Raw genomic sequence first — 12,378 nt, 5'->3', positions numbered from 1 at the left:
ACGCGGATCAGGAGACGGCGGATCAGTGCTTCAGGGCAGCGGTGGCATCGCGGCCCGGTGCCGGCGCCGGCTGTGGCTGCATCGCCACCGCCTTGGCCTGCACCGGCATGCCCGGCATGAAGACCTTCTGCACGCCATCGATGATCACCTTGTCACCGGCGGCCAGGCCGTGCTCGACGATACGCAGGCCGTCGGCGGTGCGGCCGAGCTGGATGTCACGGCGCTGGGCCTTGCCATCCTTGTCGACCACGTACACGTACTTGCGGTCCTGGTCGGTCAGCACGGCCTTGTCGTCGATCAGCAGCGCCTGGAACTGGCCGCTGCCAAGCAGCTGCACGCGGGCGAACAAGCCCGGCGTGAACTGGCGATCGGCGTTGTCCAGCAGCGCGCGGACGCGGATGGTCCCGGTACTGCGGGCGACCTGGTTGTCGAGGAAGTCGACCTTGCCCGTGTGCGGGTAGCCTTCTTCACCGGACAGGCCGACCTTCACCGGCAGCGCGCTGTCACGCTCGCTCGGGCGCTCACCCTTGCGTGCCATCTGGGCGTAGCGCAGGAAGGTGCTTTCGTCGGCATCGAAGTAGACGAACACCGTGTCCAGCGAGACCAGCGTGGTCAGCACGCTGGCGCTGTCGCCGGCGGTGACCAGGTTGCCGGCGGTGACCATCGCGCGGCCGGCACGGCCGTCGATCGGTGCCCGCACCTTGGTGAACTCAAGATTGAGGCGGGCGGCATCCAATGCTGCCTGCGCGGCCTGCACGGCGGCGCCGGACTGGTCGGCAGCCGCACGGCGCTGCTCGGCGGTCTCGGTGGAGATCGCCTGCTGCTCGGACAGCCGCTTGGCGCGCTCGGACTCGCTGCGGGCCAGCGTGGCCTGGGTACGGGCGCGGGCCAGTTCGGCGGCTGCCCGATCGTACTCGGCCTGGTAACTGCGCGCGTCGATGGTGAAGAGCACTTCGCCCTTCTTCACTTCCTGGCCTTCAACGTAGTTGACCTTGTCGATGTAGCCGGAAACGCGCGGACGCAGTTCAACGCTCTGCACCGCTTCGACGCGGCCACTGAACTCGTCCCACTGGCTGACCTGCTTGACCAGCACCGGCGCGGCGCTGACCTGCGGCGGCGGCGGTGCACCGCCTTCTTCGGCATGGCCGCCGCTGCAGGCTGCAAGCACGGCCGCGGCGAGGATCGACACGCCGGCCATCGCAATGCGATGGCCGAAACGATGTGGGGTGGTATTGGGGGAAGTCATGGCATGCATCCGTACGGAGGGGTGGTACAGCGATATGAGAACGTGTTGCAAAAATCGGCGGCGAATACTGCGACCTCAACCATGGTCGAGGTCAAGCGATGCCTGCGGTGTCGCGCCACAGCGGAGGAACTTCCAGGTGCAGCAGGCCACGCGGCAATTCGGCATCGCTGCTGTCGCAGCGGACGATGGCGCGGTTGTCTCGGCACCCATCAAGCAGGGAGACCACACGACGACCGACCAGCAGCGAGCTGGGCCACTCGATGCAGGCATTGGCCGCGTTGGCCGGGGTACACACCGGGCTGCAGACTTCCAGCATCTGCGCGCGCACGCCCAGCGCCTGCGCTTCCTGGTGCACCACCTGCGCGTACATGCGCAGTGCGGCGGTGGTGATCGAGGTCTCGCCGTAGCCCGCCCAGGGCTTGGCGTTGGCCGGGCTGCCGATCATCACGTAGCGGCGCGCATGCACGTTGTCCTGCAGCAGCGGCAGCAGGTGGCGCACGGCGTGCACGTGCGGCATCAGGTCGGCCTGCATCGCGCCCAGCAGCTCATCGCCGTTGCGGTCGATCACCCGGCCGCGACGGTAGGGGCCACCCATGGCCGCGATCACGGCGGCCAACGGACGCGGGCGCTGCGCGATGCGTTCGGCCAGCGCGCGTGCCGAGCCGTCATCGCTGAGCGAACCCAGCAGCGTCTCCAGTCCGGGCTCATCCGCGAACTGCTCATGCAGCGCGGCCAGCCGGCCCGGATCGCGGCCAACCACCAGCACCGGGCTGCCGGCTTCCAGCAACGCGCCGACCACGCCCTGGCCGACGGCACCGGTACCGCCAAGGACCAGGACTTCGGGCGTCAGTATCCCATTCACGGGACATTTCCTCCCAAATCCGGGATAGTCCCGATTCGACGCAGGCGGTCGCCCTTGTGCGGGACCAGGCGGATGGCACCGCCACGCTGCTGACGCATGGGCGCGGTAAACTCACGAAAGTCCTTGTGTACCAAGGAACTCGGACGGGCTTCGACGGTCATCGCCAGGTCCAGGGTGTTCTGGCCGGCGTTCCGGAGTCGGGCAAGAATGTTGCGCAGGCTCATGGCGGACGGGCTCCAATTAACGAATGGCGCCACGATAGACCTCAAACCTTTACTTGATTAGTCCTGATTAAGGGGAATAATCATCCCGCACCCGGTCCAATCGTTCTGTCACGATTGTCCCATCCCCGACGTCCAGGACCCCCGACCATGTCCCACGATCTCAACGAGACGCTGATCTTCGTCAAAGTGGTCGAGCAAGGCAGCTTCATTGCTGCTTCCAAATCGCTCGGCCTGCCCAAGACCACGGTCAGCCGCAAAGTGCAGGAGCTGGAAACGCGCCTGGGCGCGCGCCTGCTGCACCGGACCACGCGCCGCCTCGGCCTGACCGAAGCCGGTTCGATCTATCACGAGCACTGCCAGCGCATCGCGCGCGAGCTGGAAGAAGCGGAGAGCGCGGTGAGCCAGCTGCAGTCCGGCCCGCGCGGCTGGCTGCGCTTCACTGTGCCCTACTCGATCGGCATCACCTGGATTGCGCCGCTGCTGGGCCAGTTCCATGCGCAGTATCCAGAGATCCGCCTGGACATGCACATGGGCAACGAGAAGCTGGACCTGATCGCCGGTGAAGCGGACCTGGCACTGCGCGTGGGTGCCCTGCCCGATTCCAATCTGGTCGCGCGCAAGCTGGGCAGCCTGCGCACGCAGGTGTTCGCCAGTCCGGCCTACATTGAGCGCTATGGCGAACCGCTGCATCCGGAAGAGCTGCAGTTCCATCGCATCCTGGCGATGCGCAAGCCGTACCATACCGGCAACTCGCCGCGCTTCACCTGGCAGCTGGGCGAGAACGGGGGCGAACTGCGCGACTTCCCGGTCACCCCGCTGATGACCGCCAACGACATGTCTGCGTTGAATGGTGCATTGGTCTGTGGGGAAGGCCTGCTGCTGACCGGTGATGTGATGGCCAAGCCGTTCGTCGAATCGGGCATGGTGCGCCGCGTGCTGGCCGGCTGGACCGGCCCGGAAGTGGACTTCAATGCCGTATTCGCCGGCGGCCGCCTGGTCTCGCCGAAGGTGCGTGCGTTTGTCGACTTCCTGGTCGAGAAGCTCAACTTCGATGCCAACTACATGCTGGCGCAGTGCCCCGGCGCGAAGCTGGCGCAGCAGCAGAAGGCACAGGAAGATGCCGCGCTGGAGAACAGTGGCAAGCGGATCCTGGAGAAAGTGGCCGCTTCGGCGGCGTAGCCTGCAACAAGAGCGCCTATCCATCTCCTGGTAGATGCCGACCTTGGTCGGCATGGCTTACAGAGGGAGTCGAGCGCGGCTCGACTCTGCATGCGCTGTCGGCGTGCCGAGCAACGCTCGGCACCCACAAAAAATGCCGCCTGCAAGGGCGGCATTTTCGTTCCGGCCGATGGCCGGACCGGCTCAAGCAGCAACGCTACGCGTTATTGCTTGAGCGGAATCACGCGAATCTCGACGCGGCGGTTCTTGGCGCGGCCGGCGTCGGTGCTGTTGTCGGCAATCGGGTACGCCTTGCCGGCGCCCAGCGTTTCGATACGCACGCTCTGCACGCCCTGGCCGATCAGGTACTGCGCGACCGAGTCGGCGCGTTCCTTCGACAGGCGGTTGTTGACCGCGTCGCTGCCGATGCTGTCGGTGTGGCCAACCACCTCGATCATGGTCTGGTTGTACTCACGCAGCGTACCGGCCACGCCGTTGAGCGAGCCATAGAACTGCGGCTTCAGGGTCGCCTTGCCGAAGTCAAAGGTAATGCCGTCCGGCAGGTTCAGCATGATGTTGTCGCCCTGGCGCTGCACATCGATGCCGGTGTTGGCGGTGCGCTCGCGCAGTGCGCGTTCCTGGCGATCCTGGTACTGGCCGACGGCGGCACCGCTGAGTGCGCCGATACCGGCACCGATCAGCGCGTGCTGGCGCCGCTCGGTAGCACTGTCGCCGGTCAGCAGGCCGGCCGCCACGCCGATGGCGGTACCGATCAGCGCGTTGCGGCCGGTCCGGTTCTGCTGTTCGGTCGGGTTGCCGTACTGGTCACTCTGCACATAGGAGCCGCCGGTGGCGCAGGCCGACAGGACGGCCGCACTCATCAGGGCCAGTGCGACGTTGCGGGTGGTGTTGCGGATCATGAGGTTCTCCTTGGTTTCCGGTCGGCCGGCGGCTTGCGGGCGCAGAGAGGATAAACAGCCGAATGCGATGTCGGGATGATGATCCGGTGCGCCGACAGGGCCGCGTTCAGCTAACTGACCGGATCGCTCGGGTCACCCTTTACCCCGCCCCCGACTGGCGGTATGCCGCCAGCGCAGCATCGCGGCCCTCTGCCAGGTCCACCATCGGCGTGCGTGGGTAGTCAGGCGCGTGTGCGGCCAGGAGCAGAGGATGCTGCCACGGCGCAAACCGCGCCTTCACCGGCAGCGCCGCCAGCTCGGGCACCCAGCGGCTGATGTAGCGGGCCTGCGGATCGAACTTCTCGGCCTGGGTGACCGGGTTGAACACCCGGAAGTACGGCGCGGCATCGGCGCCGGTCCCGGCCACCCATTGCCAGCCCATCGTGTTGTTGGCCAGATCGGCATCGACCAGGGTGTCCCAGAACCAGCGCGCGCCATGCAGCCAGTGCGCGCGAAGGTGCTTGCACAGGTAACTGGCCACGATCATCCGAACCCGGTTATGCATGTAGCCGGTGTGCCACAGCTCGCGCAGTCCGGCATCAACGATCGGCACGCCGGTGTTGCCGCGCTGCCAGTCGTGCAGTTGCGCTGCAGTCGGCGCCGCCCAGGGGAAGCGGTCAAAACGCGGATTGAGGTTGTCCGTGGGCGTCTTCGGAAAGTGATGCAACAGGTGGTAGGCGAAATCACGCCAGCCCAGTTGCCGCAGATAGCCGTCGATGTCGGCATCGGTGCCGGCACTGCGCCGTCTTTCCAGCGCATGCGCGATGCGCCACGGTGCGATCTCACCGAAATGCAGGTGCGGCGACATCCGCGAGGTGCCCACGCGATCGGGCAGGTCTCGCTGCTCGCGGTAACCGCGCAAGGCGCCGTCCTCGAACACCGACAGCGCCTCCAGCGCACCGGCTTCGCCCGGCTGCCAGTGCTCCCAGAAGCCGGTATCCCAATCCAGCGTCGGTGCAAGCTGTAGATCATCAATTGCGAGGCTGTCGACCGCGTGCGTCGCCAGTGCCTGCGGTGCGGCCTGCAGTGCCGGCAGGCGCCAATGACTGAGCACGTTGCGCCAGTACGGCGTGAACACCTTGTACGGCTGTCCCTGCTGGGTGGCGATGTCCCAGGGCTCGAACAACAGGCTGCCATTGCAGCTCTGCGCGTCGACGCCCTGCTCGCGCAGCGTGCGCTTGATGGTGGCGTCGCGAGGCTGGGTGGCCGGCTCGTACTTGCGGTTCCAGTACACCGCCTCGGCGCCGGTCTGCTCGATCAGCAACTGCAGGGCCGGCAGGCTGTCACCACTGCGCAGCACCAGCGACGAGCCGCGCGTGCGCAGGTCGGCATCCAAGGCACCCAGTGAACGGTGGCGCCACGCATCGGAGGCGGCACCCGGCGTCCACTCCCCCTCTTCATGCGGCGCGTGGATGTAGACCGGCACCACATGGTGACCGGCATCCAGCGCGGCCTGCAGGGCCGGATTGTCCTGCAGCCGCAGATCACGGCGGAACCATACCAACGCTACCGACACAGGCAATGCCTTCGTTGTGGAAGGCGCACATGATAGCCAGCGGTGGTGAAGGCGATGCGCGCAGACGCCGTCTGCTAGGCTGCACGGCCGCTACCCGATGGACTCTGACATGGATGATCTTCACGCCTCATTCGCCCGCTTCGGGCTGCTGCATGCCCAGCACGAGAGCGACTGGCAGGGCCCGTTCCCGCTGCCCCCGGTACTGGCACGCTTCTACGCGCAGGTCGGGCCGCTGGGCGAAGTGATCAATGCCCGGGTAGGCACCGCCGGCATCACCGTTCCCGGCCTTGATGTCTGGATACCGCCGCTGCAACGCCTGTGGAGCCATCAGGCCGGCTATCGATGGCATGGCATCAGCGGCGAACGGATCAACGACTGGCCCTCGAACTGGCTGGTGATTGCCGATCGCAGCGCTGATCCGTTCATCCTCGATCTGGACGACGGCCGTGTGCTGTTCAGCCATCACGGTGCCGGCCTGCTGGATGCCGACGAAATGGCTGCCGACGTGCCGACCCTGATGGCAGCTCTGGCTGCAGCAGGCACGGTGTACCTCGATGCCGGCGATGACCTTTACAACGACGATGACGATGGCGGCATCCGCCCTGAACACCAGGACGCAGCCGTACAGGCGGTGGCCCGGGTACTGGGCGACCGCCTGCAGGCCGAATCGTTCATCGAGACGTTGCTGGACTGAATCCACGCATGGCGCGGATCTACCTTTCGAAGCGCTTCATCGCTTCGCTGATCAGCGCCCGCGCCTCGGCGGCGTTGCCCCAACCGTTGAGCTGCACCGCGTTGCGCCCGGCCGGCAGGTCCTTGTAGACCCGGAAGAACGCTTCGATGCGCTGTCTTTCGATCTCCGGCAGATCGGCCAGGTCGCGGATGTTGGCGTAGGTCGGGTCAACCTTGTCGGTCGGCACGCCGATGATCTTCTCGTCGTGCTCGCCGCCGTCGATCATCTTCAGGTAGCCGATCGGCCGGAAGCGTACGATCACGCCCGGATGCAGGGGTTCACGGGTCAGCACCAGCGCGTCCAGCGGATCGTTGTCGCCAGCCAACGTGCGCGGCATCGAACCGTAGTTGGCCGGATAGGCGACCGGCATCGACTGGAAGCGGTCCACATGCACCAGGCCGTCTTCCTTGATCTCGTACTTGGTCACGCTGCCGGCGGGAATCTCCACCGCCAGATTCACCTCCTGCGGGGCTTCCCTTGGCTGGGCCACCAGGAACGGATGCAGCACGGTATCGGCAGCGGTCACCGCACTGGTCAGCAACAGCAGAGCGACGCCGATGGCAGCGAGAGGAAGGATGCGACGGGGCGTGGTCATCGGCGTGTCCTCATTCCCAGCAGCGATCGGCGCGACCCTTGGCGGTCTGCGCACGCGGGCAATCACGCGGCGTGATGCGGCCTTCGGTCAGCTCCATGCGCTGTTTTCCCCCCTTGGCATCGCGGCGCAGTTCGAAGGCATCGTAGAGACGGCCGGTCACGGTGCGCGCTTCATAGCGCAGGCGCTGCGGGTCGATGTTCAACACCTGGAACAACTGGGTGTCTTCGGCCACTGGGTTCATCGTCCTGCGCGCTTCATCGGACAGGCGGTACTGCTTCGGTCCGGCTACAGTCACCACGTACTGCGGCGTTGCGGCCTGCCCCTCGCCACGACGGCCATAGGTGTGGTCGTGGCCCTGCAGCACCAGATCGACGTTGTGGCGGCGTACCACCGGCAACAGCACCTCACGCAGCGCGGCGTTCTCGCGCCCTTCGCGCGGCGAGTAGAACGGCTGGTGCAGCAACACGATGGTCCACGGCTGCGGATTGCCGGTCAACACCTTGTCCAGCCATTGCGCCTGTGCCTTGGCCGTGCCAAGGTCGAGTGCCGAAGTGCCATCGACCACCGCCACGCGCACGCCCTGCGCATCGAACCAGTAGCTGCTCTGCTGCGCAGCGCTGGCACCATTGCCCGGCAACGCGAACGTGACCGGCCAGTGGCGGCCCAGCACCCGGCGCTCCTGCGGGGTGTCCTCGAATTCCTCGAAGTACTCGTGATTGCCTATGGCCGGCGCCACCAGCATTTCCTGCGCCAGCCAGCCGACGGCGGCAAACCATTCGCCCCACTCGCTGTCATCCATGTTGTCGCCGCCGCTGACCAGGTCGCCGGCAAACAGGCTCATGCGTGCCTGCGGTGCGGCCTTCTGCGCGGCACGCATCACGCGGCTGACATGGCTGACGTTCTTGTTCTGGGTATCGCCGAAGTACAGCAGGGTCAGCGGCTGGTCGGCGGCAGCCAGCGTGCGCAGCTGGTTCCATGCACTCCAACTGCCGTTGCCCTGCACACGGTAGACGTACTGGGTATCCGGCTGCAGGCCATCGATATCTGCACGATGGTGGTGCGACAGGCCGTTCTCGGTCTGCAGCGCGCGGGTCGTCGCACGAACCTGGCGGATGCCTTCGATGGCCGGCGAATCTGCGGCCATTGCGATCTCCAGCAGCGGCGCCTGCACGCTGCCATCGGTGCGCCAGGCCACTGCGAACCCATGGCTGGAATCGGCCGCCGGCGAGGCGACGATGCGGTCCGGCACCGTCGTCGCTGCGTAGTGGCGACTACCTGCCGGCACCTGGGTATTCGGTTCGGCCGCCGCGATCGACAGCGACGGCAGCGCCAGCAGCAGGCCCAGGGCCAGCGTGCGCATCACGAGCTGCCGGCTCATGCACCACACTCCAGCGGCAGCGCCAGTTGCTTGGCGATGCTTTCCCAGTCGAAGGCCACCACACCCTGATCGTCGTGTACGGCATACAGCGCGCCGTGCGGGAAGCGCGTGCTGGCTTGCTGCATCATCCAGATGCCGTCGGTGTTGGCCACGGTATTGCCCTGGAACGCGCCGACCGGCTTCAGCGTGTGCCGGTCGAACAGATGGAACACGCTGCGCTGCTTGCCCTGTTCGGTGGTGATCCACCAGCCATCCTTGCCGCAGGTGCGCAGGGTCACGCCTTCGGCCTGCGCCTTGAACACGTCGCGGCCGAAGGTGGTGCCGGTGAAGCGGCCCGCCAGGGTGTAGACCTTGAACTCGCTGGCGTAGCTCTCGTCTTCTTCGGCAATCAACAGGCGATCGTTCTCGGGATCGCCCCAGATCGACTCGACCACGCGCAGCGCTCCCGCCTCGGTGGTATCGCCGATGCTGGCCACCCGCTTCGCGTCGACCTTCTCACCATTGCGGGTCACGTGATACTGGCGCACGCGCTTGTCCAGCTCGGCCAGCGGCGGCAGGACGTCACGCCCCTGTGCATCCTCGCCGTTGTCCCAGGAGTCGGTGACGTAGACGCTGTAGCCATCGGCACGACGGTCGACCCACAGTCCGTAAGGCTTGCGCAGGTCGTCCGCAGCGAACGTCGCCAGCGGCGTGAAGTCCGGCAGGCGCAGTACCTGCACGCGGTGATTGTCGCGCTCCACGATCCACAGCAGGTCGTCGATCACCGCGATACCGTTTGGGCGATCGAACTGCCCCGGTGCGGTGCCGCTGCTGCCGACGTCACGCAGGTGCTGGCCGGTGCTGCCGTCGTAGACCACCAGCTTGTCGGTGGCCTTGGCGGTGGCGATCAGCCACAGTGCGCCGTCCGGCGCGCGCCAGGCCGCCGGCGAGTCGATGTTGTCGGCCGGGGTCATCGGTGACAGGAAGGCTTCGGCGATGGTGGTCACCGCGCGCTCGCCCGCGGCGGCCGGCGCGGCCGCTCCCGCAACCGGATCGCTGCCGGTGGCCGGCATGCAGCCGGCGACCAGCGTAGCCGCCAGCGCGGCGGCCAGGACAGTGACGCCACGCCCCATCACAGCGCCACCTTCAGGCCCAGCGCATAGGTGCGGCCGTACTCTTCCAGCTGCAGGGTGCGCGAACGTGTGCCCTGGTACAGCTCCAACGGCTTGTCCAGCAGGTTCTGCGCTTCGAAGTACACGCTCACGCGCGGGGTGAACCTGTAGTCAAGCGAGAAATCGAGCTGGGTATTCGGCGCAACGTAGATATCGAACGCGCGGCCCTTGCCGATGCTGTCCAGGTACTCGCTGCGGTACACGGCCGCCAGGCGCGTGCTCAAGCCGTACTTCTCATAGCCGATGTGCGCGCTGTAGACGTGCTTGGAGGCGCGTGGCAGGGTGAAGTCCTCGCCCGCACGGTCCTTGATGCCGGCATCGAACTTCGTATCCAGCCAGGTGCCACTGGCGCCGACCAGCAGGCCATCCAGGCCGTCCGGCAGGAAGGCCAGCTGCTGCTGCCAGTTGAACTCCGCACCACGCACGGTGGCCTTGCGACCATTGATCGGCTGCGTCACATCGAATCCACCGTAGGCCGGATCATTGGTGCGCACGGTTTCGACGATGTAGCCATCGATCGACTTGTGGAACAGGCCCAGCGAAACGATGCCGCTGCTGCCGATGTACTTCTCCACCGACAGGTCGATGTTCTTCGACTCGTACGGATCCAGTTCCGGGTTGCCCAGGCGCACTTCCTCGTCACCGCGGCTGTAACCCACGCGCGGCGAGACGTCGCCGAAGGACGGGCGCGATACGGTCTTGTTGGCCGAGGCGCGCAGCACCCAGTCATCAGCCGCGTCATAGCGCAGGTGCAGGCCCGGCAGCACGTTGGTGTAGCTGCTGTTGGCCACGCGCGGGGTGACGGTGAAGCTGCGGCCGTTGGCGGCCACGTCCACCTGGTTGCCGATCGCCTTGAAGCGGGTGTTCTCCACGCGCACGCCGCCGATGATGCGCAGCGCACCCACGTCCCAGGTACCCATGGCATAGCTGGCGAAGATGTCCTCGCTGGCCACGTAATCCTCTTCCAGCGACGTCATCGCATTGCCGCCAACGTCCTGCGGGCGGGCGCTGTACTGGCTGCCGTTGGCTGCCCAGAAGGCACGCATCGCAGCCGAATCCATACCGTCGCCGAAGTTGCCGTGGCGATGTTCGGGCGAGGAGGTGGTCCAGCCCGCCAGCGTCACCTTCGGGCCGACGCGCAGTTCGCGCTCATCCACATTCACGTCGCGGTCGCGCCAGCGGCCCAGCAGACCGAACTTGATGCTGCTGCTGTCGCCGTCGAAGCGCACGTTGACCTGCGCGCTGTGCTCCTTGTCGTTCACCTGCTTGGGCGAAAGCACGAAGCGGTCGAACGCGTAGTTGCTGTTGTCCAGCCACTGCGGGTTGTCGAAGCTGTAGCTGGGCAGCCGGCTGCTCTGGTCCAGGCTGCCGTTGAACGCCTTGCCGTTGAGCTTGAAACGCGCCTCCATCTCGTCGTTCACGCGCTCTTCGGTACGGGTGTAGCCGATCCGGTAATCGACCACGGCGTTGGTCAACTTGTTCTCGCCGCCCAGGCTGGCCGCGAAGGTGTTTTCCTTCTTGGTGCGGTAGCGCATGCGCTTGTCGATCGAATCCTTCGGCATGCCATCCAGGCGGTACTGGTCGGTGCCGGTCTTGACCATCTTCGCGTCGTCGAAGTTGAAGATCACGCGCTGGCGGGTCTCCGCATCGTCGAACTGGCTGTACAGCGTGCGCAGGTAGTACCGGCTGTCTTCGTCCGGCCGCCAGTCGAGGTTGAGGTTGGCGCCGATGCGCTTGCGCTCGATCTCGTACTTGCGGTGCTGCAGGTTGATCGCGGTCACGTCACCGGGGGCGGCATCGTCCTCGCCGTCGTACTCCACTTCGGTGTTGTCCGACTCGAACCTGCGCTTCTGGTAGTTCACGCCCAGCGCCACGCCGAAGGTGTCGTTGAACACTTCGCTGTAGTTGAAGGCCGCCTTCGGGCTGGTCTCGCCGGACAGCTGCTGGTGACTGCCCTCGATCTTGCCACGCAGGCTGCGACCGTCGCGGTCGAAGGCCGAGGCCGATTCCACCAGCACGGCACCACCGATGGCATCACCGGGCATGTCCGGGGTCGGCGACTTCACCACGCGAAGGCGTTCGGTGGAATCGGACGGAATCACGTCCAGCGGCGCGGCACGGCTGGAATCCTCCGGCGTGCCCACGGCGATGCCATCCACGCTGACGCTGTTGAGATTGGCGTCCAGGCCACGGATGACCACGAAACGGCCCTCGCCCTGGTCACGGGTCACGCTGATGCCCGGCAGGCGCTGCAGTGATTCGGCCACGTTCTTGTCCGGGTACTGGCCCAGGGCATCGGAGGACACCGCGTCTTCGATGGCGTCGCTGCCGCGCTTGAGGTCGACCGCGCGGATCTGCGATTCGAGCTGGGCGCGCACCTCGATACGGTCCAGGTCGACCGCGTCGGCCGCCACGGCGCCGGTAGCGGCTACCGCCTGCTGCCCGGCGGCCTGCAGCGGTGCCGCAGCCCCCATCGCCAGGGTCAGGGTGATGGCAACGGCCAACGGAGTCTTGATATGCACTGGGAATCCCCATTCCTGTTAAGAATGGGTCTGC

Annotated in this window: 11 protein-coding genes; 2 read left to right on the top strand and 9 right to left on the bottom strand. The window is 66.3% G+C overall.

Features of this window, described 5'->3' with window-relative positions:
* Positions 1-22 precede the first annotated feature (22 nt).
* From ACSDHM_RS06720 to ACSDHM_RS06710, 3 genes are all read right to left on the bottom strand, one after another.
* Entirely contained in the window at positions 23-1,246 is a 1,224-nt protein-coding gene (locus ACSDHM_RS06720; protein WP_049414417.1) for an efflux RND transporter periplasmic adaptor subunit, read from the bottom strand.
* A 91-nt stretch (positions 1,247-1,337) separates the two neighbouring features.
* On the bottom strand, positions 1,338-2,108 hold the full coding sequence (locus ACSDHM_RS06715; protein ID WP_053499154.1) for an SDR family NAD(P)-dependent oxidoreductase: 771 nt from the start codon (positions 2,106-2,108) through the stop codon (positions 1,338-1,340).
* Positions 2,105-2,332 carry a hypothetical protein gene (locus ACSDHM_RS06710; protein WP_049414419.1) on the bottom strand — a complete coding sequence of 76 codons (228 nt, stop codon included), beginning with the start codon at positions 2,330-2,332 and terminating at the stop codon, positions 2,105-2,107. Before ACSDHM_RS06710 ends, ACSDHM_RS06715 begins: the two co-directional genes overlap by 4 nt.
* 147 nt (positions 2,333-2,479) lie before the next feature.
* Here ACSDHM_RS06710 and ACSDHM_RS06705 point away from each other — a divergent pair, with 147 nt between their 5' ends.
* Positions 2,480-3,511 (top strand): LysR substrate-binding domain-containing protein, encoded by a 1,032-nt coding sequence (locus ACSDHM_RS06705; protein WP_439426777.1) that lies wholly within the window; start codon positions 2,480-2,482, stop codon positions 3,509-3,511.
* Between the two features lie 203 nt (positions 3,512-3,714).
* Here ACSDHM_RS06705 and ACSDHM_RS06700 read toward each other — a convergent pair whose 3' ends face one another.
* The gene (locus ACSDHM_RS06700) at positions 3,715-4,410 is read right to left on the bottom strand and encodes an OmpA family lipoprotein (RefSeq protein WP_005416156.1); all 696 of its coding nucleotides are present in this window, start codon (positions 4,408-4,410) and stop codon (positions 3,715-3,717) included.
* Between the two features lie 139 nt (positions 4,411-4,549).
* Entirely contained in the window at positions 4,550-5,965 is a 1,416-nt protein-coding gene (locus tag ACSDHM_RS06695; RefSeq protein ID WP_088497190.1) for a cryptochrome/photolyase family protein, read from the bottom strand.
* A 109-nt stretch (positions 5,966-6,074) separates the two neighbouring features.
* Here ACSDHM_RS06695 and ACSDHM_RS06690 point away from each other — a divergent pair, with 109 nt between their 5' ends.
* Positions 6,075-6,659, top strand: a complete 585-nt coding sequence (locus ACSDHM_RS06690) for an SMI1/KNR4 family protein (RefSeq protein WP_053499158.1) — start codon at positions 6,075-6,077, stop codon at positions 6,657-6,659.
* 19 nt (positions 6,660-6,678) lie between these two features.
* Here the strand turns inward: ACSDHM_RS06690 and ACSDHM_RS06685 are convergent, their stop codons facing one another.
* Genes ACSDHM_RS06685 through ACSDHM_RS06670 form a run of 4 tightly spaced genes read right to left on the bottom strand, consistent with a single transcriptional unit; the run spans position 6,679 to position 12,296 of the window.
* Complete coding sequence (locus ACSDHM_RS06685; protein WP_439426776.1) at positions 6,679-7,293, bottom strand: inorganic diphosphatase; 615 nt, start codon at positions 7,291-7,293, stop codon at positions 6,679-6,681.
* Positions 7,294-7,303: 10 nt separating this feature from the next.
* On the bottom strand, positions 7,304-8,671 hold the full coding sequence (locus tag ACSDHM_RS06680) for a metallophosphoesterase (RefSeq protein WP_439426775.1): 1,368 nt from the start codon (positions 8,669-8,671) through the stop codon (positions 7,304-7,306).
* On the bottom strand, positions 8,668-9,783 hold the full coding sequence (locus tag ACSDHM_RS06675) for a phytase (protein ID WP_439426774.1): 1,116 nt from the start codon (positions 9,781-9,783) through the stop codon (positions 8,668-8,670). Before ACSDHM_RS06675 ends, ACSDHM_RS06680 begins: the two co-directional genes overlap by 4 nt.
* A complete protein-coding gene (locus tag ACSDHM_RS06670) occupies positions 9,783-12,296 on the bottom strand; it encodes a TonB-dependent receptor (RefSeq protein ID WP_219629295.1) in 2,514 nt (837 codons plus the stop codon). The genes ACSDHM_RS06675 and ACSDHM_RS06670 overlap by 1 nt, the downstream gene beginning before the upstream one ends.
* Positions 12,297-12,378 lie beyond the last annotated feature (82 nt).

The sequence above is a fragment of the Stenotrophomonas sp. T8 genome, from assembly GCF_051853085.1.
Classification (GTDB): domain Bacteria; phylum Pseudomonadota; class Gammaproteobacteria; order Xanthomonadales; family Xanthomonadaceae; genus Stenotrophomonas; species Stenotrophomonas sepilia.
Note: the sequence above shows the minus strand (reverse complement) of the source record. Positions and strands in the feature narration are given on the sequence as shown.